This window comes from Dyadobacter sp. CY327 (genome assembly GCF_021390415.1).
Taxonomy (GTDB): Bacteria; Bacteroidota; Bacteroidia; order Cytophagales; family Spirosomataceae; genus Dyadobacter; species Dyadobacter chenhuakuii.
The window spans coordinates 138811-159522 of record NZ_JAJUXJ010000002.1 but is presented as its reverse complement, the minus strand read 5'-3'; the positions used below and the strand labels follow the sequence as shown (position 1 = coordinate 159522).

The following is a 20712-nucleotide window of genomic DNA, read 5'->3' as shown; positions in this document are numbered from 1 at the left end:
CCGCTATGCAACGATTTTCAAAATATATCCTCGCTTTCTTCGTCCTGATCATGTCGGGATGTGCAGAGGAATGGCTGGACAGAAAGCCGCAAAACATTATCCTGGAAGACCAGATATGGAACGATCCCAAGCTGATAACCGGCCTGCTGGCCAACTATTACGACCGTTTGCCTTACCACACGGATCTTAACCACAGTTCCACAACGGATGCTACTATTCCCAATAAGGAAGGCTGGCAGGATTTTGCAGCATATGATGAGGCCATGTGGTCCAACAATGATGACGCACGGAACAACATTGTCACTTACGCATTCGAGCGATGGAGGCTTTGGGATTACGTGTTGGTAAGGGACATTAATCTTGCCCTTGAAAACATTGAAAAATTTGGCACTTCGCTCACGGATGAGCAGAAAATCCAGTTTTCAGCCGAACTTCGTTTCCTGAGAGCACAAGTTTATTTTGACCTGGTGAAAAGAATGGGCGGTGTGCCGCTGGTTACCAAGCAGTTGATATACGACTACAATGGTGATCCTTCATATCTGCAACAGCCGCGCGCCAAAGAAGAGGAAGTGTACGACTTTATTGCTTCCGAACTCGATGCGATCAAGGACCAGCTGGGCAATGGCGGCAGCAACACGCGTGCCAATAAATACACGGCTATGGCATTGAAAAGCCGCGCCATGCTCTACGCCGGTTCGATTGCAAAATACAATAACCTGATGGCTTCACCCATTTCCACGCCGGGCGGGGAAGTAGGGATCCCGGCGTCACGTGCGGCCGATTATTATGCTAAATCACTGGCTGCTTCGGAGGAGATCATCAACAGCGGCGTATATTCGCTTTACAAAACAAACCCAAACCTGGGTGAGAACTTTTACGATGCGGTAACCAAGAAATCCGCCAACCCCGAGATCATTCTTGCACAGGATTTTTTGGTAAGCAAAGACAAGCGACATGGTTTCACATATGACAACATTGCCCGCAATGTGCGCGAAGACAACCTGTCTTCTTCGTCGATAACGCCTTCGCTGAACCTTGTTGAAGACTTTGAATATCTGGACGGCACGTCCGGCGAGCTGAAAACACGTAACGCAGGGAATACAGATTACATTTACTACAATAATGTAGCAGAAGTGTTTGCCAACAAAGACGCCCGCTTGTACGGCACGGTGGTTTATCCCGGAACATCTTTCCGCGGCACGCCTGTGCAGATCCAGGCCGGGGTAAAAGTTTGGAGCGCCGCAACGAACAGCTTTCAAAATGTAGAATCTAACACATTAGGCTCAACTTATGAAGATGGTGGCTTGCTAACCGGTTCATCGGGCCCGCAACGCTCTCAGACGGAGGTTACCAACTCTGGTTTTTATCTGAGAAAATATGTGGATCAAACCGCCATGTCCAGCACACGCGGCATTCGCAGCGACATGTGGTGGGTACGTTATCGCCTGGGTGAAATTTACCTGAACGCAGCAGAGGCGGCTCTGGAAACAGGCAAAACAGCCAATGCATTGAAATATGTAAACCTTGTTCGCGAACGTGCGGGATTTGGTGCAAACAGTCTTAAAGCCCTTACCATAGCCCGTTTGCAAAATGAAAGGCGCGTCGAGCTGGCTTTCGAAGACCATCGCGTATGGGACTTGAAAAGATGGCGCATTGCGCATGAGCTTTGGAACGGGAACGCTTCCAATCCCGATGCCGTCATGTATGCCTTATATCCCTACCGCATTGTGCGCCCAGGGCATGCAACGCACGGAAAATACGTGTTCGACAAACTTGTTGCGCCCCGTTTCCGCGCGCCACGATTCTTCCAGATGGGCAATTACTACTCGTCCATTGAACAGATCGTGATCGATAATAACCCCAAAATTGTCAGGAACCCATTTCATTGATCCATTATATGAAAGCGAATCACATTCATTTTAAATTCCTGGCCGTGCTGGCGCTCTCGGCGCTGCTTAGTGCCTGCGAAAAAGACAACCGCGTGGAGCCAAAATCCGTGCTTACGGGCCGGGTTGTGTACGAAGGTCAGCCGATAGGGCTGCGCTCCAATGGTGTGCAGCTGGAACTCTGGCAACGGGGATATCAATTATTTACCAAAATCCCTGTGCATGTGAGGCAGGACGGTACGTTCTCGGCCTCTTTATTTGATGGTAATTACAAACTCGTCCGGCTGCGCGGCAATGGCCCGTGGGTGGACAACACGGATACCATTGACGTTGCCCTGAACGGGAGCGCAGAGCTGGATGTTCCGGTGCAGCCTTACTTTGTTTTTCAAAATGAAAATTATGCAAAAGGCGAGGGAAGGGTTTCCGTAACATTCAACCTGAAACAAATCAACAACTCCCGGACATTGGAAAGGGTGAATTTGTATATCGGCACCACCAGCATCGTAGATCCAAACAACAACGCCGGAAACGCCCAGGAAGTCGCCGCCAACATCAAAGATATCTCCAAGCCCATAACACTAACCGCAACTCTCTCGCCCGCCCTAGCGGGAAGGGAGTATGTATATGCAAGAGTAGGCGTGAAGACGTCCGGAGTAGGAGAGATGCTGTTCGGCATGCCGCAGAAGGTGATGTTGAAGTAACGCGCTACTACCCCTGTCATGCTGAGCGGAGTCGAAGCACGCTGCTCCTTGGTAACGTGCTTCGACTCCGCTCAGCATGACAAGGTTAGTAGCTCAGCATGACAGGGCCATAGTGTTATCAAAACGCCTCCTCGATCAGCTCCCGATTGATCAGTGCGCCGGCCATAGAGCCGGCGGATACTGCCAGGGCTACGGACCGGGCCATGTGTGAATTGTCTCCGGCTGCATAGATGCCCGGGACGCTTGTTTGCTGATACGTTTCCAGCTTCAAAAGGCCGGTTTCCGTTAATGCGCAGCCCAGTTGTTCGGGAATTGCGGAATGCTGTTTGAATGCGGGGCGTGAATAAATTGCGGTGATGGGCTCCTCGGATTGGTCTTTGAAAACGATTTTTTCGAGGAGTCCATTTTTATGGATTAGCGACGCAATGGGTTTGTCGACGATGCGGATGTTGCGGGTGGAAATTTTTTCAGTTTGCTCAGGCGTAAGTTCGGAAGCGCCATTTGTGAAAATGGTGAGATCTTTGGTCCAGTTCGAGATCAGTTTGGCGTATTCAAAACCTGCATCGCCATTGGCCAGGATGCCGGTTTTTTCGTTTTTTACCTCATAACCATGGCAGTAGGGGCAATGTATGACCGATATTCCCCAGCATTCGGCATAACCTGCAATGTCTGGCATCTGATCTTTTAATCCTGTGGCGAAAATCAGTTTTTTGGCAGTGAATGTGTCGCCGTTTTCAGTTGCTATCTCAAATCCATTTTCTGTTTTGCGGCCGGTTTCGGCCAGCCCATCGTGAAATTGCACGGTCGGGTAATTTGCAACTTGTTCTTTGCCCAATAGCGCGATGTCTTCTGGCGTCCGCCCGTCTTGTGTCAGGAAGTTGTGTGAATGTGGCGTTTGGACATTGCAGGGTTTGCCGCTGTCGATAACCAATGTCTTTCTTAATGACCTGCCCAGGCTCATTGCCGCCGACAGTCCGGCGTAGCTTCCGCCAATAATAATTACTTCAAAATCAGTATTTTCCATGATGCTAAATGCTGTAAAGATGTAATGCTCAGCCGCTTTTATCGACCGTGCGATGATAACGTAAAGATAGGAAATGCTGTCTTATATGCAACGTTGTTGCAAGTTTAAATTCTCTTATAAAGCAAAAAACCGGAGACCAATCAAGATCCCCGGCTTTTTGCTTCTGCATTCAACTAAATCATGGCTAATAAAGTATTATAAAAAACTCATTTCCAACCGCCGCCTAAGCTCCGGTAAAGATCTACCCGGGCAATGAGAGACTGGCTGCGGATGAATGCGAGGTTCAGTTCAGCTTGTAAAGCATTGCCCTGTGCAGTGATCACTTCCAGATAATTGGCCATATCACTTTTGTACAGTAATTGCGCATTGGTAATGGCTGCTTGTAAAATAGTTACCTGATTATTGGCGATCGCTTCCTGCTCTTTTAATTTTTGGGTTTGAACCAAAGAATTAGAAACCTCGCCCACCGCATTCAGCACCGACTGACGGAACTGGATCACCGACTGTTCGCGCTGTATTTTGGCAACTTCCAGATTGGTTTTCAACTCTCGTCTTGCCAGAATAGGACGCGCAATGGTCCCTGCCGCCAGGCCAAACAATGACCCCGGAATGTTGAACCAGTTGCTGGATTTGAACGATTCGATCCCGCCGGCTGCCGTAATGATGAGCGATGGATACATACTTGCCTGTGCAACACCCAATTGCGCATTGGCCACCAAAACGGACATTTCAGCAGCCCTGACATCAGGACGGCGGCTCAAAACACCTGCCGGCACACCGGTTGCCAGGCTGTCGGTGGCATTGAAATCGGAGAGTTGCACGTTGCGCGCAATGCTGTTGGGCATTTGTCCGGTCAGTATTTGCAAGGCATTTTCCTGAATCGCAATGTCCTGTTCCAGTTGTGGAAGAAGCAAGGCGATGGACTCGCGCTGGGCTTCGGATTGTTGGATAGAAAGCGAGGTAACCTCTCCTGCATCTTTCAAAAGACGGGTCAGGCGCAAAGTATTATCGCTCAATTCCAGGTTGCTTTTGGCAATTGCCAGTTGTTTGTCCAGCATTAAAAGATTGAAGAAACCCTTGGCAATGTCCGCAACAAGCTTGGTTTGAACGGCTTTTGTTGCTTCATAGGTTTGCAGATACTGGCCTAATGTAGCCTGCTGCTGCCTGCGGATCTTTCCCCAGATGTCTGCTTCCCAGCTCAGGTTCACTGCGCCGAGATAGTTTTCAATGTGCTTCGATTTTAGAAAATTACTTGCACTAAGGCCGGTCAAACTGTTGCTGGAAGGACGGTTGTAGGTGCCTGTAATCTGTAAATCCAGTGTTGGGATCTGTAAAAATTTCGCCTGTTTAACCTGCTGCTCGGCCACGTCAATGCGTTTCAAAGCCAGTTGCAGGTCGTAGTTATAGGACAATCCGCGCTGGATAAGCCCTTGCAATGTAGTGTCAGGGAAGAATTTTCTCCATTCCATGTCCGCAATGGTCGCCGTGTCGGCAAAAGTGACATTGCGATACTGGGTAGGCAGGGCGACTTCCGGGCGCTGATAGTCTTTGCTCACTTTGCAGGAGGCGATCAGCACCGTTGCCAGCAGGGAAAGCGGGATATATAATTGTTTAAATTTCGGTTTCATCATTGTGGTTCTTTGTTGTGGTAGTCGGTTTTGTATTTCAAAAAGGCAGATCAATGTGCTGCACTTTCACTGCGCAGTTCTTTGGGCTTACCGACAAATTTCTCCTGTAAATATTGAAAAATGACATACAGAACCGGGATCACAAAAATCCCGAATATCACGCCCGTCAACATCCCGCCGACCGCGCCTGTTCCGATAGAACGGTTACCCAAAGCTGAACCCCCGGTTGCTCTCATCAAGGGGATCAGTCCGACGATAAAGGCAAATGATGTCATCAAGATAGGCCTTAACCGCAACCGCGAAGCTTCCATCGCCGACTCAACGATCGTCATGCCCGCTTTACGGCGTTGCACAGCATATTCAATGATCAGGATGGCATTTTTGGCGAGCAAACCGATGAGCATGATCAAGCCGACCTGTACATAAATGTTGTTTTCAATGCCCGATAAATTAATGAAAAGCATTACTCCGAAAACACCCAGCGGAATCGTGAAAATCACCGCAAAAGGCAGGATATAGCTCTCATACTGAGCCGCTAACAAGAAATAAACAAACACGAGGCTCAAAACAAAGATCAAAAGGATCTGTGAACCTGCATTGATTTCTTCCCTTGTCATACCCGTCCATTCGGTGCGGTAATTGTTTGGTAAAACCTCCGCTGCTGTTTCCTGCACGGCGCGGATGGCATCACCCGTGCTATACCCGGGTTTTGGTGTTCCGTTGATCGCCACGGCATTGTACAGGTTGTTCCGCGTAACTGTTTCCGGTCCAAAAACGCGTTTTAATGTCACGAGCTGATTGGCAGGCACCATTTCACCCTCCGTATTTTTAACATGGATATTGTTCAAAGAGGCAGGATTGGCCCGATAGGAGGCATCTGCCTGCGCCATCACGCGGTAATATTTACCGAAACGGTTGAAATCCGAGACAAAGCTGCTGCCATAATAGATTTGCAATGTTTGCAACAGCTCATTCACAGGCACATTCAGCTGCTTCGCTTTGGCATTATCAACTTCCAGCATATACTGCGGATTTGCAGTCGCAAATGTGGTGAAGGCATATGCAATCTCTTTTTTCTGCATCAGGGCCGCCAGAAACTTATTGGTTGTAGCGCTTAGCTTTTCCAGCGAACCATTGCCGCGGTCTTGCAGCATAAATTCAAAACCACTCACATTACCAAAACCATCCACGGTCGGGAATGTAAAGAAAAACGCGTTGGCATCATTCACAGCCCTTACTTTCTGCGACATCATAGCCACGATCTGATCAAAATTCTTCACGTCGCCGCGTTCCGCCTGGGGTTTCATCTTAATAAAACCAACACCATATGGCGATGCATTGGAATTGGAGATAATGTTCATCCCTTCCACAATGTAACGGTTCTCTGCAATCGGCGAGCCTTTTACAATGCTATCAACCTGTGCCATTGCACGTTGCGTACGGTCCAGCGAGCTTCCCGGAGGCGTGTTAAGCGCATATAAGAGAAAGCCCTGGTCCTCTGTCGGAATAAAACCCGTTGGGGTTGTTTGCGTTAACCAAAGTGTTGAGCCTGTGATAACCAGCAAGCCTACGATGGTGATCCATTTACGTTTTACCAGGAATTGCAGGCTACGGATATATTTGTCCGTCATCGTCTGGAAACCTGTATTGAAAGCAGAGAAAAACCTGGCAGAAAAGCCTTTTTGAACTAAATGTCCATTTTGTGACTGATTCGCATGCGGATTTTTTAAGAACAACGCACATAATGCAGGGCTTAATGTCAAGGCGTTAAGTGCTGATATTAGGATGGCTATGGCCAGCGTGAAGGCAAACTGCCGGTAAAAAACCCCCGCCGGACCTTGCATAAAACCAACCGGAACAAAAACCGCCGCCATAACCAATGTGATGGAAATGATAGCGCCCGAGATCTCGTTCATCGATTCTTTTGTGGCAGGGCGGGCATCCATATGCGTGAGCTCCATCTTGGAATGGACGGCCTCGACGACGACAATGGCATCATCGACCACAATCCCGATGGCAAGAACCAATGCAAACAGCGTCAGGAAGTTAATGGTAAAACCAAAAATCTGCATGAAGAAAAATGTCCCTACAATGGCCACAGGCACCGCAATGGCCGGGATCAATGTCGAACGGAAATCTTGCAGGAATATATATACGACGATGAAAACCAGGATAAATGCCTCGATCAATGTCGTCCGCACCTGACCGATGGACTCATCCAAAAAGTCTTTGGAGTTGTACATAATGGTCGTTTTCATACCCTTAGGAAGCGTTTTTTCGAAATCAGCCAGCAATGCTTCGGCCTGGATCAGGATCTCGTTTGCGTTTGTTCCCGCAGTCTGGAAAACGGCTACGCCGGATGAAGGATCGCCATTTAACTTGCCATTGGATGAATAGGTGTAAGAACCAAACTCAACCCGGGCCAGGTCTTTCAACCGGATTACCGAACCGTCGCTGTTGGCTTTGATAATAATGTTCTCGTATTCAGTGTTCTGCGTTAGCTTTCCTTTGTATTTTAATACATATTCGAAAACCTCCTTGGTACTCTCACCCAAACGGCCCGGCGCCGCTTCAAGGCTTTGCTCACGAATGGCATTCGTAACTTCCTGGGGCGATAATTTGTAGGCAGCAAGGCGGTCGGGTTTCAGCCAAATCCGCATGGAATAATCCCTCGTTCCAAATGGCTGGGCCTGTCCGACACCGGGTATACGTTGCAGCTGAGGCACCAGATTTATCTTGATATAATTTAATAAGAACGTCTCGTCATAAGTGCTGTCTTCACTGGACAAAGCCACAAACATAATGATGCTGTTCTGCTGCTTCTGCGTCGAAATTCCCGCCTGGACTACTTCCTGGGGAATTTGGCTTACCGCTTTGGATACGCGGTTCTGCACGTTCACGGCCGCAATATCAGGATCTGTGCCTTGTTTGAAATACACATTCAGCGCCATCGTGCCATCATTATTGGACGACGATGTCATATAGGTCATATTTTCAACACCATTCACGGCTTCTTCAATCGGTGTCGCCACCGCACGGGCAACGACTTCGGCGTTCGCGCCGGGGTAAACTGCCGTTACTTGTACAGTTGGCGGGGCAATGTCGGGGAATTTGGTAATAGGCAATGTCGTCAGCGCGATACCTCCTAATAGTAATATAAGGATGGAGATAACCGTCGAAAGGACAGGCCTTTCTATAAATTTCTGAAACATAAGTATGCTGTTGTGCTCCGGAGTGTCAGAGCATGGTTGAGTGAATTTTGTTTTGCACACGGATAGCGGTCCATAGCAATCGGTTCGCTATGGCGCTATTCGTCGGGTGGGACCACTTTTTTGTTAAATCAGGTTATATAGGATTGGCTAGCAGCAGGCTGTCCATCGACATATTTTGAGGAGCAATGGCCATTCCGTCCCTGAGCCTGTCCAAACCGTTGTACACGATCTTTTCGCCTGGTTTCAAACCTTTGGAAATCAGATAGTAACGACCGCTTCTGTCCGAAACCGTTACCGGTCGGCCTTCCACTTTATTGCTATCCAGAAGCGTGTAAACAAACACTTTGTCTTGCAACTCAAATGTGGCTTCCTGCGGAATCAGGACAGATCTGGTAAGCTCTCTGGGAATCCGCACACGTCCGGTGTTACCTGAACGCAAGAGCCCGTTAACGTTCGGGAATGTTGCCCTGAAGTTAATAGCGCCCATGGTTTTGTCAAACTGGCCCTCCACAACTTCAACTTTTCCTTTCTGCGGATACACGCTATTATCGGCCAGAAGCAGCTCAACAGCAGGGATTTGCTTGATTTTCTGCTCTACGGTGTTGCCGGGAAACTGGTTTTTGAATTCAAGGAAATCGAGCTCACTCATCGAAAAGTAAACGTGAATGTCCTTCGTTTCGGACAGCACCGTAAGCGCTTCCATGGTTCCTTTGCCCACAAGGCTTCCGGTTTTAAAAGGAATCGTGCCGATATAGCCATCGGCAGGTGCTTTGATAGACGTGTACCCAATGTTGATTTTGGCAGCATCCACGGCGGCTTGCGCCTGGGCAACATTGCCCCTGGCGGCTTCGTAAGCTGCTTTTGCGGATTTTAACTGCACATCAGAAATCACATTGTTGGCTACGAGCGGCGTAAGTTTATCCACGTTAATAGCTGCACTTTCCAAAGCAGCTTTTGCAGACTGCAGGCTTGCGTTGGCGGTGTTCAGCTGCTCGGTATACGGGCGTGCATCAATGTGGAAGAGCGTCTGACCCTTTCGTACATACGCACCTTCGTCGACCGAGATTTTATCAAGGTAACCGTCCACTTGCGGGCGGATCTCGATATCCCGGCTTCCTTCTATGGATGCGGTGAATTCCCTGTAAGCTGTAACCTGCTGGTCACTTACGGTGAGTACGGGCAGCGACTGAGCTGGCATTTCGGCCGGTGCGTTGGCTGTGGAAGAGCCGCAGCTGTAAAATGCGCCGGCCATTGTAGTTAAGAATAGAATTGAGGCAAGCTTCCTTGTTTTGGTTAATTGGTCCTTTTTCACGGCTATGAAGGTTGTTTTTTGTGGTGGAAATAGACTTTTTTTAGAGATAGTGTGGTTATTATAACTAACGGTGTTAGCTTATTTTCAAAAAAATTATAAATTTTTTATGAATGCTTCCACCGTGTCATCCATTACTTTTTTGTTCATTGTAGAATCGTCGATATCGGAGCAGCGCATCATTACGATTGAAATCAAACCATGAAGTACCGACCAGAACGCATAAATTTTAAAGCAGGTTTCATCATCGCTCGATTTTTTTTCCTTTACAATTCCCTCAATGGCCTGCCCGATATAATCACGGAAACAGTTTAACTGAGGCTTCACTTTTCCGATCCCGGAGCAGGGCATACCCAGTCCGTACATCAGTTGATAATATTCAGGATTCTTGAATGCGAAGCTCCAATAGGCCTCGGCGTGTGCTTTGAGTAGTTGCTTTGGGTCCTGGTATTTCTTCTTGTTCTTTTCGAGCGTTCTTTCCAGCAACCGAAAACCATCCATAGAAAGTTCAAAAAGGATGGCTTCTTTATTTTCGAAGTGATCGTAAATGACAGGAACGCTGTACTCAATGGCATCGGCGATTTTCCGGATCGACAGGGACTGCCAACCTTCATCCTTTACCAGCTGCAAGGCAACGGACAAGATATTGGTCCGCATGTTTTCTTTCTGCCTTATTCTTCGTTCGACGATGCCCATTTTTTCAAAAAATACCTAACGGTGTTAGCAAAGGTAGGGGTGTTGTTTGAGTTTGTCAAGCATTAATCCCATTTGTTTTCCTCAATGTCGCTTTTCAGAATATCATTAATGGAAACTTTTGCGTCCAGCAGCACATAAATGCTCGTTCCATGCTCGCGTGCGTAGGGGTTTTCTACTTTTCCAATGCGGCGGATTGTCTTGAAAAGCGGTTTTTCCTTGTTTCGTTCCGGATCGTCATCGTCTGCATTCTGAACCAGGATCAAATGTTTAATTTCTTCATCCAGAGGCACCCAGTTGATGTAATCCGCATTCATGGTCACTGCCTGGATATTTTTGAATTTGGAATAATAGTTAATCGCACCTGCCTGTCCGTAATTATCGCAAAGCACAACGGTGTGGTTTTTGTCACTGATTTTCGCGTATTCCGCATCCACTTTTTGTGCAAGTTCCTTCCAGCCAAGCATATCTGCAAAATCCTGGGGCAGTTCATGGTCTTTTCCATCTTCCCAGCGAAGCAAGCCGAGTTTTTGATACGGCTTAGAGTTTTTCGCAATTTCAGACGGACTTTTAGTGGGAAATGCCACCTGAAAAATTGGAATGAATAAGGCCAAGCTGATCAAAATGGACACCGGCCGGAGCCATATCAGGCGATTTTGACATAAATATTCAAGGTAAACCGCTCCGAACGCGATGAAGATCGGATAGAGCCCGATGGCATAATATCCCTTGGCCCTCAGATAGGTAAACAATGCGAGCGTAAACACAAGCGACCAGAAAAATGCCTGGTATTTTCTGAATGCAGGATAGGCAAAAAAAGAAACAAATGCAGCCAGGATAACGAAGATCGACCCTAAAAAATAAAGGAGTTGCTCTTTGAGAAAATCAATCCTGTTCACATTCACAAGCTGCGATTTGGCGAGCAGTTTCATGTGATGAATGACCGGGAAATTGTTCTGATACTGCCAGAGCAGATTTGGCAAAATTATAACCAGCGTAATGAGTGCTGCAATGTATAACGACTTGTTTCTGAATATTTTAAGGTTTCCTGTAATTAACAGCGCAGGAGCCAGGCCGGCGACCAGGAACACAATGTTATATTTGTTCAGAAAACTAAAACCAAGCACAATGCCGGCTATGTAAAGCCATTTATTTTTTTCTGTTTTAAGATAATGGAGAATGCAAAAATAGAGCAGTGTCCAACCCAGAATGTCGGCGGAATTGGGCTGATAGAGCATATTCATGCGCAATAGCACCGAAAAAGTGATGGCTGTTGCACCTAAAAGCAATGCATACAAACCACCGCCCAGCGACTCAATGGCCTTCCAAACCGTAACCAATGTTAATACACCAAAAAGCGCCGGGAAAAATCTCACCCAGAATTCACCATTTCCCAGCAGCAGGATAATATAAGAGATCCAGGAAGTGAATGGCGGCACCGATAAATATCCCCAGGCCAAATGTTTACCCTGATCGAGATGCAAATATTCATCCCGGTGCAGATCATATTCCGGCGCAATGATCACGTAGTGCAGGATAAATTTTACAAGTATAAAAAGGCAGAGAAACAGCGTTTTCCTATTCATTTCAAGAGGTTGAAGGCGGATTTTCTTATTTTCGTTTTGAAGTAACTAAGTTGGCAATTCGCTTTTCATTTCCGGCCTGGAAATTGGGATTTTTTTTCATCTTTAGTTTGGAAAATGGAAATGATATGCAAAGCCTGCGTAATGCTTCTGCTTAGCAGGTAGTTATTAGTTATTGAGTTACAGCTTTGAGCCGAATAAAACACGTATTCGGCTCAAAATTTGCTTATATTTGAGCCGAATAGGTAATTTAATCGGCTCATGGCATATAATTGGGAACTTTCGGACTGGCCTGACTTTGCATTTTCAAGCTATGATGTAGAGGCTATACTCTATAATTTTGCCATGGAAACTGGTGAGATCACTGGTATTCTCAGATCTCTGCCAGCGGATATTCAGCAGGAATCGCTCTTAGAACTCATGCTTTCCGAGGCTATCAAAACATCGGAGATCGAAGGAGAGTTTTTGAGTCGGCTCGACGTAATGTCGTCGATAAGGAATAATCTTGGCCTCAACGAAACGCATGAGCAAGTCCGCGATCCAAAGGCACGTGGCATAGGCGCACTCATGGTGGATGTACGTAAAACATTCTCCGAACCGCTTACTGATAAAGCATTATTCCACTGGCATAAGCTCCTTTTTACATCAGAAACCCGCATTCAGGTGGGGCGTTGGCGAACGGGCGCTGAGCCTATGCAAGTGATTTCTGGCAGCATAGGGAAAGAAGAAGTGCATTTTGAAGCGCCGCCATCAGCTATTATTCCGGCAGAAATGGAGCGTTTTCTTGTTTGGTTTAACGAAACAGCGCCGGGCGGAAACCGTGTCATTAGCAGCGCACCGGTTCGGGCTGCCATTGCGCATTTGTATTTTGAAACCATTCATCCTTTTGAAGATGGGAATGGTCGGATCGGCCGTGCAATTGCCGAAAAAACATTATCCCAAACGTTAGGGCGCCCCATTATGATGAGCTTGTCGCGGACCATAGAAGCCGACAGAAAGGGTTATTATGCCGCTCTGAAAAAGGCGCAACGGAGCAATCACATTACAGAATGGATCAACTATTTTGTAAACATTACATTGCAAGCGCAGCGCGAAAGCCGTGAACTGATTGATTTTACATTAAAGAAAACACAGTTTTTTGACCAGCATAAAGAGCGTCTCAATGAACGCCAGCTGAGAGTGGTTCAACGCATGCTCGAAGCAGGTCCAGCCGGTTTTGATGGAGGAATGTCAGCAAAAAAATACATGAGCATTGCCAAAACCTCAAAAGCCACAGCCACCCGTGATTTGCAAACATTGCTCGAAATGAACGTGTTACAAGCCGAGGGCGGCGGCAGGAGTGTCCGTTACAACCTCACGATTGGCTAAAAGATTATATAAAGAACTGCCAGCATCAGCAACCTGAGCGATAATCACAACAAACAAAGAACACTATGGCATGGAATCCGGAGACTTATAATAAATTTAAAGATGAGCGGTTTACACCGTTTTTGGATCTGGTAACATTGATTAAAGTGCAGCCTGATATGGATGTGATCGATCTGGGTTGCGGCACGGGAGAACTTACCAGGAAGCTGGCCGACCTGCTTTCCGGGGCCAGGGTTTTGGGCATTGATTCTTCTGCTGAGATGCTTGATGGTGCGAAAGCGTTTGCTAATGCTCAGGTTCGGTTTGAAAAATTGTCGATCGAAGAAGGAGTTGGCCTGGATGCGAAGTGGGATCTTGTGTTTTCCAATGCAGCCATTCAATGGGCTGAAAATCACGAAATTCTTTTTGAGAAAATTATCTCAAACATTAAGCCCGGCGGTCAGCTGGTGGTTCAGATGCCTGCCCAGCATCATAATGTGACAAATCAGATGCTCCTGCGGCTGTCTGAGGAACCGCCATTTCATACAGAGCTGGCCGGATTTCAAAAACTTTCACCTGTGCTGAATATCGAGGACTATGCGCGGATTTTGTTTGAAAACGGAGGAAGTGAGATTACGGTTTAAAAGGATCATTATATCAGCTGTATTTTAGGTCGGCAGCATGACTGGCCTCGTTGTCGGTAACCATTTCGTTTAATTCGTCAAGGATTTGTTTCATCTCCCGATCCGAAACGCCGCTATGACGAAGCTGTAAGATGCCAGCCAGCTGTGCATTAAGCCTTTTTAATTGCCAGTATTTGGAATGATTGGGCCCAATAGGAGGGTAAAATGTGTTTTCATCAGGATCCTTTACAAGTACGATGAGCTCGAAAGCCACCCGTGAATGATTTTGTACAGCATTGGCAAAAACCTTTACACACCTCCCGGTTTTCAAGGTAATTTCACGTTCGAAGTCCATTGAGTAGTGATGCTTTTTAAGGGCGATAGTCTGACACAAGGAGTAAGGAAGCGTATCAAACGTTGCACACAAAAGCAATTTTATTCTCAGGATCAGGCATACAGGCAGCTAACTGGCTGGAACAGATAGCCATGTTGCTTTTGCAAAAAAACTCTATTATCAGTCAACTATTCTGCCGACGCTGTCAGCGACAATTTGAGATCTGACATGAGTTTGAACATGGCATTATTGATCCCGTCAAGGTCGGCTTTCGCATTTTTCAGGTTATTTTCCGCTTCCGTGCGTTTTTTCTTGCTTTGCTCGGTTTTGACGGCCACTTCCTTCTCCATCACGGCATCATTGTCCTTTACTCCCAGCCTGACGGGGCTGTGCGTGGTAGAAATGCCGTCCAGCTTGTCAATCCGGACATTGTACTGCTGGTCTTTGCATTCAATGGTGAGGTCAAAACGGACATATTCATAAGTGATGCTGGACACTGGCGCATAGCTGGTTAAAATGAGCTTACCAAGCTGCGGGTCTTCAAATGTGACTGCGTTTTCGTAGTTGCCGAAGGTCTTACTGATCCAGTTCTGGGCTTCTTTAAATATTTCCGATTTCGATTTCTTGGGCTGTCCGGAATCAGAATAGAACACGTTTTTCTGCTCGTCGAGCGGGAGTAAGCCAGATTGGGAAAAGCCTTTTTGGCCAATAAAAAGAAGTAGGATCAGAAGTAATTTTTTCAAAATGATTGCGGATGTTTTGGGTGATAAAGGTAATAACAAAAGTTTTGGCAGCATGATCGGCGGCCGGTTCCCCCGGAATTAATATATTCGGGCTGCCACTTATCCTGAACCCATATGAGAAAGTATTTATTGTTCCTGGTTATATTTTTGACATGCCTTGCCTCGGCTCCCCGACGGATTTCCTGGGTCGCCATCGGCGATTCGATCACTTATCTGAATGATCACCAAGACGAAACCGGCAACCGGATTACCAAAGGATATATGACGTTAATTAGCGAAAAATTTCCGCGCGTCGGCTACATTAATAAAGGTTACAACGGCTGGACGTCGATCAACATTGCGGATAAAATTGAAACGCTGGAATTGCCTGAAGCGGAAGTTTACAGTGTTTTTTTAGGGACAAATGACTGGTGGCAGGGCAAGGATCTTGGCACTATTTCTGATTATGAACAAAAAACGGGGACTAAGACCGTATATGGCGCATTTCGCGTGATTGTCGATAAATTAAAGCAGTTGAATAAAAAGGCCAAGATCATTCTGATAACGCCCATGCAAAGGGGGGATTTTGTCTATATCAACAACCAGAAAAATAACGCATTCGGCTCCTATAAGCCTAAAAACGGGCAGAGCCTGGAGGAATTTGCTAACGCCATTTCGGCCATTGGCAAACTTGAAAAAATTCCAGTTGTGGATCTGTATCATGACAGCGGCATGACGGTTGAGAATATGGTCAATTTTAAAAAGCTCAAAGACCCAGCCACCGGCGATTACAAAAACTTCACCTACCCAGACTACACCACCATCCCTTTCAACCCCGAAAAAGACGACTATCCCTATCCGCCCGAATCCATAAACATGACCTACGACGGCCTGCACCCGTCCGACAAAGGCTACAAGATCATTGCGGAGATGGTTGAAAAGAAGTGGAAGGGTTTGCGGTGAATAGTAGAAGGCAAATTGACGACAATTGGGTATATTTGAGTTAAGAAAACACTCAGGATTATGCTTACTGTTATAGAAGGCACCTATGAAAATGGACAGGTTATCCTTGATCATAAGCCAAAAATTGAGAATAAAACCAAAGTCGTAGTCATATTCGAGGAAACTGAAATGCCTGCTGAAACTTTGATAAGACGCCCTTTTGGTATTTCAAAAGGGAACATCACACTAAGTCCCGACTTTAATGATCCTCTGGACGACTTAAAAGATTATATGTAAATGAAAGTTTTGCTGGATACACATGCTATGTTATGGTTTATCGAAGGTGATCGCCAAATCTCACACAAAGCCAGACAAATTATAGAAGATACGAATAATGAGGTTCTGATAAGTTCGATAAGTCTTTTCGAGATTTCGATTAAGCTCAAATTGAGCAAACTGACCCTACGTAAATCGCTGACGGATATATTTCAAGACATTAAAAATGCGGGAATTGTAACTGTCTCAATTCAAAATAGGCATCTTCAGGAGTACCAGAGCCTCGAACTTAATCCAGAACACCGTGATCCCTTTGATCGTCTGATCATTGCAACTGCAATCTCGGAAAAAGCCGCGATTGTGAGTATCGATCAGCATTTTGCCTATTATCAGAATCTGGTGGAGATTCTTTGGTAGGGTTGAAAAATCGGAGGAAACGGAACAACTGTGCTGATTTTGACTGTTACCTTACAAGAGCGCAATTTTTCCACTTCAAATGGGCATTGGGAAAAAAATCAGTTACCTTTGCGCCATAATTCGATACCATGATCTACTTTTTTGCAGACGAACAGAACACTGTTTTTGCGGTCCAGATAGAGCGAACGCTAACAGAATCAGATACTTCCAAATTAAGCTGGCTTTTTGGCGGCGCGGAACTCCGGGATGAAACCGTCATCACGGAGTTTTTTGTTGGTCCCCGTGCGGCGATGATTACGCCGTGGAGCACCAATGCCGTTGAGATTACCCAGAATATGGACATCCAGGGCATCATACGCATTGAGGAATTTAAAAAAGTGTCAGCCGATTTTACGGATTTCGATCCGATGCTTTCGCAGAAGTACAGCGAGCTGAACCAGGACATCTATACAATCAGCATTCAACCGGAATCTATCCTGGAAGTGGCTGATATTGCTGCTTATAACAAGCAGGAAGGCCTTTCGTTGAGTGATGAGGAGGTTGATTATTTAAATAAATTAGCTGAAAAACTGAACCGCGAATTAACGGATTCAGAAGTTTTTGGCTTTTCTCAGGTCAACTCGGAGCATTGCCGTCACAAGATATTTAACGGAACGTTTGTGATCGACGGGGAGGAGCAGCCGGTTTCATTGTTCAAGCTGATCCGTAAGACTTCGGAAGCAAACCCGAATTCGATCGTTTCTGCTTATAAGGATAATGTTGCGTTTGTGAAGGGGCCGGTTGTGCAGCAATTTGCGCCAAAAAGACCGGATGTTCCTGAATATTACGAAATTAAAGATTTTGAATCCGTTCTTTCACTGAAAGCGGAAACGCATAATTTCCCTACAACCGTTGAACCATTCAATGGTGCCGCAACGGGTTCTGGTGGAGAAATCCGTGATCGACTTGCAGGCGGACAAGGCTCTTTGCCTCTGGCAGGCACGGCGGTTTATATGACGGCTTTGTCTCGATTAGAGGAAAACCGGCCTTGGGAAAAAGGCGTTGAAGAACGCGAATGGCTTTACCAGACGCCTATGGATATCCTGATCAAGGCTTCTAATGGGGCAACTGATTTTGGAAATAAATTCGGGCAGCCGCTGATCGTAGGATCCGTGCTAACATTTGAGCATGAGGAGCTGGGCAGGAAGTTGGGTTATGATAAAGTGATCATGCAGGCAGGTGGCGTTGGTTATGGCATTGCAGATCAGGCCAAAAAATCCAAACCCGAAACTGGCGATCAGATCGTGGTGATGGGTGGCGAAAATTACCGGATCGGCATGGGCGGTGCGGCGGTTTCTTCTGCCGACACGGGCGCGTTTGGTTCGGGTATCGAGCTGAATGCGATTCAGCGTTCCAATCCGGAAATGCAGAAGCGGGTCGCCAATGCGGTTCGCGGGATGGTGGAAAGCGGTAATAATTCAATTGTTTCTATCCACGATCACGGCGCCGGCGGACATTTGAATTGCCTTTCCGAGCTTGTTGAAGAAACAGGCGGGCACATTAACCTGGATAAATTGCCTGTGGGCGATCCGACGCTTTCTGCCAAAGAGATCATTGGTAATGAGTCCCAGGAGCGTATGGGGCTGGTAATCAGTAAGGAAAATCTTGAAACATTGAAACGCATTGCCGACCGTGAACGCGCACCACTTTATCAGGTGGGTGAAGTGACCGGTACGCATCGTTTTACATTCGAGTCTGAGAAAACCGGTGCGAAGCCGATGGACCTGGAAATGGAAGATATGTTTGGCAGTTCGCCTAAAACGGTGATGGCTGATAAAACCATTGAAAGAAACTACGAGCCTGTCACTTACGAAATTGGCAAGCTGCATGAATATTTGGAGCAAATGCTGCAACTGGAAGCAGTAGCAAGCAAAGACTGGCTGACGAACAAGGTGGACCGTTGCGTAGGCGGGCATGTGGCCAAGCAGCAGTGCGCGGGACCTTTGCAGTTGCCGTTGAATAATGTCGGCGTTATGGCGCTGGATTTTCAGGGAAAAGATGGAATCGCAACATCAATCGGTCACGCACCGCTTTCAGCACTGATTGATCCTGCTGCGGGAAGCCGTAATGCGATTGCGGAGGCACTTTCCAACATTGTTTGGGCACCATTGAAAGATAATCTGACGAGCGTTTCGCTTTCTGCAAACTGGATGTGGGCTTGCAAAAATGAAGGTGAGGATGCGCGTTTGTACAAGGCTGTGAAAGCTTGCTCGGAATTTGCGATCAGTCTGGGAATCAACATTCCAACGGGCAAGGATTCGCTTTCTATGAAGCAGAAATACAAAAATGACGAAGTGATTGCGCCGGGAACGGTCATTATCTCAGCGGCCGGACATTGTGATGACATTACTGCTGTTGTTGAGCCGGTTTTGAAAAAGACAGGCGGGTCGATTTATTATATCAATCTTTCGGGAGATACATACAAGCTGGGCGGGTCGTCATTTGCTCAGATATTAAATAAAATTGGTGATCAAACGCCTGACATTCAGGATGCAGATAATTTCAAAACTGCATTTAATGCCATTCAGCAATTGATCAAAGAAGGTAAAATCCAGGCTGGTCATGACATCGGCAGCGGCGGCTTGATCACAACATTGCTTGAAATGTGCTTTGCAGACCGTGATCTGGGCGCTTCCATTGATCTTTCAGCACTTGGGGATCAGGATATTATTGAAAAGCTGTTTGCTGAAAATATTGGCATCGTTTTCCAGGCCGACGAGTCTGCCGAATCGTTACTGGAAGCGCAGGGCGTTAATTTCCATAAGATCGGGGCGGTTAATATGGCTTCCACACTGACGGTGAAAGATGCTGCTGGCAAGTGGGATTTTGATATTGAGACATTGCGTGATGTTTGGTTTAAAACTTCCTATTTATTAGACAGGAAACAAACCAAACCGGAGCTTGCGAAGGAGCGTTTTGATCATTATAAAAATCATTTGCTGCGCTACAAATTCCCTGCTCATTTTGATGGTAAAAAGCCCGTTATTGATGAGTCCAAGCCGAGACCGAAAGCAGCGGTGCTTCGTGAAAAAGGAAGTAATTCGGAAAGAGAATTGGCGAATGCGATGTATCTGGCTGGCTTTGATGTGAAAGATGTGCATATGACGGATCTGATTTCCGGTCGCGAAACTTTGGAAGACATTCAGTTCATAGGCGCAGTAGGAGGGTTTTCCAATTCGGATGTTCTGGGTTCTGCGAAAGGTTGGGCCGGGGCATTTCTTTACAATGAAAAAGCCAAGATCGCTCTGGAAAAATTCTTTGCACGTGAGGATACGTTGTCTGTCGGGGTTTGCAACGGCTGCCAGCTTTTTGTTGAGCTTGGGCTGATCAACGAAAACCACGAGAAGAAACCCAAAATGCTGCACAATGCGAGCGGTAAGCACGAAAGTATTTTTACCTCGCTGACGATTCAGCCTAACAAATCCGTCATGCTTTCCACACTGGCAGGCAGCACATTAGGCGTTTGGGTTTCCCACGGAGAAGGCCGCTTTGACTTCCCGTATTTAGAAGATCAATACAAGATTGTTGCCAAATATGCCTATGAAACTTACCCAGCCAATCCAAACGGCTCGGGTTTCAACACTGCGATGCTATGCGACGAAACAGGCCGCCACTTGGTAATGATGCCGCATATCGAAAGATCACTTTTCCAATGGCACTGGGCCAATTATCCGGAAGGAAGGAAAGATGAGGTGAGTCCTTGGTTGGAGGCGTTTGTGAACGCCCGGAAGTGGGTTGAGGGGGTTCTCCGGGATTGAAATCCCGGGTTATGTATTTGTTGTGCCTGACGGCACTTTTTCTTGGTGGATGTTAGTGCCGTCAGGCACGGTTCATATTTATGGGTCAGGATTTATCCTGGCCTTTGTTTTTTCTCCGGGATTGAAATCCCGGGTTATGTATTTGTTGTGCCTGACGGCACTTTTTCTTGGTTGATGTTAGTGCCATCAGGCACGGTTCATATTTCGGGTCAGGATTT

General features: G+C 46.7%; 16 protein-coding genes. 8 read left to right on the top strand and 8 right to left on the bottom strand.

The features are described 5' to 3' along the window. The first annotated feature begins 5 nt into the window (after nt 1–5). Both LZG74_RS10265 and LZG74_RS10260 read left to right on the top strand, forming a co-directional pair. Nucleotides 6–1889 (top strand): RagB/SusD family nutrient uptake outer membrane protein, encoded by a 1884-nt coding sequence (locus tag LZG74_RS10265; RefSeq protein ID WP_233796489.1) that lies wholly within the window; start codon nt 6–8, stop codon nt 1887–1889. Between the two features lie 8 nt (nt 1890–1897). After that, nucleotides 1898–2587 carry a DUF3823 domain-containing protein gene (locus tag LZG74_RS10260; protein WP_233796488.1) on the top strand — a complete coding sequence of 230 codons (690 nt, stop codon included), beginning with the start codon at nt 1898–1900 and terminating at the stop codon, nt 2585–2587. Between the two features lie 118 nt (nt 2588–2705). Here LZG74_RS10260 and LZG74_RS10255 read toward each other — a convergent pair whose 3' ends face one another. The 6 genes from LZG74_RS10255 to LZG74_RS10230 form a co-directional block, all read right to left on the bottom strand. Continuing rightward, nucleotides 2706–3611, bottom strand: a complete 906-nt coding sequence (locus LZG74_RS10255; protein WP_233796487.1) for an NAD(P)/FAD-dependent oxidoreductase — start codon at nt 3609–3611, stop codon at nt 2706–2708. A 206-nt stretch (nt 3612–3817) separates the two neighbouring features. Continuing rightward, nucleotides 3818–5242, bottom strand: a complete 1425-nt coding sequence (locus tag LZG74_RS10250; RefSeq protein WP_233796486.1) for an efflux transporter outer membrane subunit — start codon at nt 5240–5242, stop codon at nt 3818–3820. 47 nt (nt 5243–5289) lie between these two features. Then, nucleotides 5290–8451: an efflux RND transporter permease subunit gene (locus LZG74_RS10245; RefSeq protein ID WP_233796485.1), complete on the bottom strand. Its 3162-nt coding sequence runs from the start codon at nt 8449–8451 to the stop codon at nt 5290–5292. Between the two features lie 133 nt (nt 8452–8584). Next, complete coding sequence (locus LZG74_RS10240) at nt 8585–9763, bottom strand: efflux RND transporter periplasmic adaptor subunit (protein WP_233796484.1); 1179 nt, start codon at nt 9761–9763, stop codon at nt 8585–8587. Between the two features lie 93 nt (nt 9764–9856). Further along, a complete protein-coding gene (locus LZG74_RS10235; RefSeq protein WP_233796483.1) occupies nt 9857–10417 on the bottom strand; it encodes a TetR/AcrR family transcriptional regulator in 561 nt (186 codons plus the stop codon). A gap of 101 nt (nt 10418–10518) precedes the next feature. Beyond that, a complete protein-coding gene (locus LZG74_RS10230) occupies nt 10519–12039 on the bottom strand; it encodes a glycosyltransferase family 39 protein (RefSeq protein ID WP_233796482.1) in 1521 nt (506 codons plus the stop codon). A 258-nt stretch (nt 12040–12297) separates the two neighbouring features. Between LZG74_RS10230 and LZG74_RS10225 the strand changes: the two genes are divergently transcribed. Beyond that, nucleotides 12298–13404, top strand: coding sequence for a Fic family protein (locus LZG74_RS10225; RefSeq protein ID WP_233796481.1), 1107 nt, complete (start codon nt 12298–12300; stop codon nt 13402–13404). A gap of 65 nt (nt 13405–13469) precedes the next feature. After that, nucleotides 13470–14027 carry a trans-aconitate 2-methyltransferase gene (locus LZG74_RS10220; RefSeq protein WP_233796480.1) on the top strand — a complete coding sequence of 186 codons (558 nt, stop codon included), beginning with the start codon at nt 13470–13472 and terminating at the stop codon, nt 14025–14027. A gap of 13 nt (nt 14028–14040) precedes the next feature. On the opposite strand, the gene LZG74_RS10215 is transcribed toward LZG74_RS10220, so the two are convergent. Both LZG74_RS10215 and LZG74_RS10210 read right to left on the bottom strand, forming a co-directional pair. Continuing rightward, nucleotides 14041–14361, bottom strand: coding sequence for a hypothetical protein (locus tag LZG74_RS10215; protein ID WP_233796479.1), 321 nt, complete (start codon nt 14359–14361; stop codon nt 14041–14043). A 167-nt stretch (nt 14362–14528) separates the two neighbouring features. Beyond that, the gene (locus tag LZG74_RS10210; protein WP_233796478.1) at nt 14529–15083 is read right to left on the bottom strand and encodes a DUF4468 domain-containing protein; all 555 of its coding nucleotides are present in this window, start codon (nt 15081–15083) and stop codon (nt 14529–14531) included. A 114-nt stretch (nt 15084–15197) separates the two neighbouring features. On the opposite strand from LZG74_RS10210, the gene LZG74_RS10205 reads away from it, so the two are divergent. The 4 genes from LZG74_RS10205 to purL all read left to right on the top strand — a co-directional run bounded on the left by LZG74_RS10205 (nt 15198) and on the right by purL (nt 20494). After that, entirely contained in the window at nt 15198–16025 is an 828-nt protein-coding gene (locus tag LZG74_RS10205; RefSeq protein WP_233796477.1) for an SGNH/GDSL hydrolase family protein, read from the top strand. A gap of 60 nt (nt 16026–16085) precedes the next feature. Continuing rightward, nucleotides 16086–16301, top strand: coding sequence for an antitoxin AF2212-like protein (locus LZG74_RS10200; RefSeq protein WP_233796476.1), 216 nt, complete (start codon nt 16086–16088; stop codon nt 16299–16301). Further along, nucleotides 16302–16697, top strand: coding sequence for a type II toxin-antitoxin system VapC family toxin (locus LZG74_RS10195; protein ID WP_233796475.1), 396 nt, complete (start codon nt 16302–16304; stop codon nt 16695–16697). Nucleotides 16698–16825: 128 nt separating this feature from the next. Next, complete coding sequence (purL, locus tag LZG74_RS10190; protein ID WP_233796474.1) at nt 16826–20494, top strand: phosphoribosylformylglycinamidine synthase; 3669 nt, start codon at nt 16826–16828, stop codon at nt 20492–20494. Nucleotides 20495–20712: the final 218 nt, after the last annotated feature.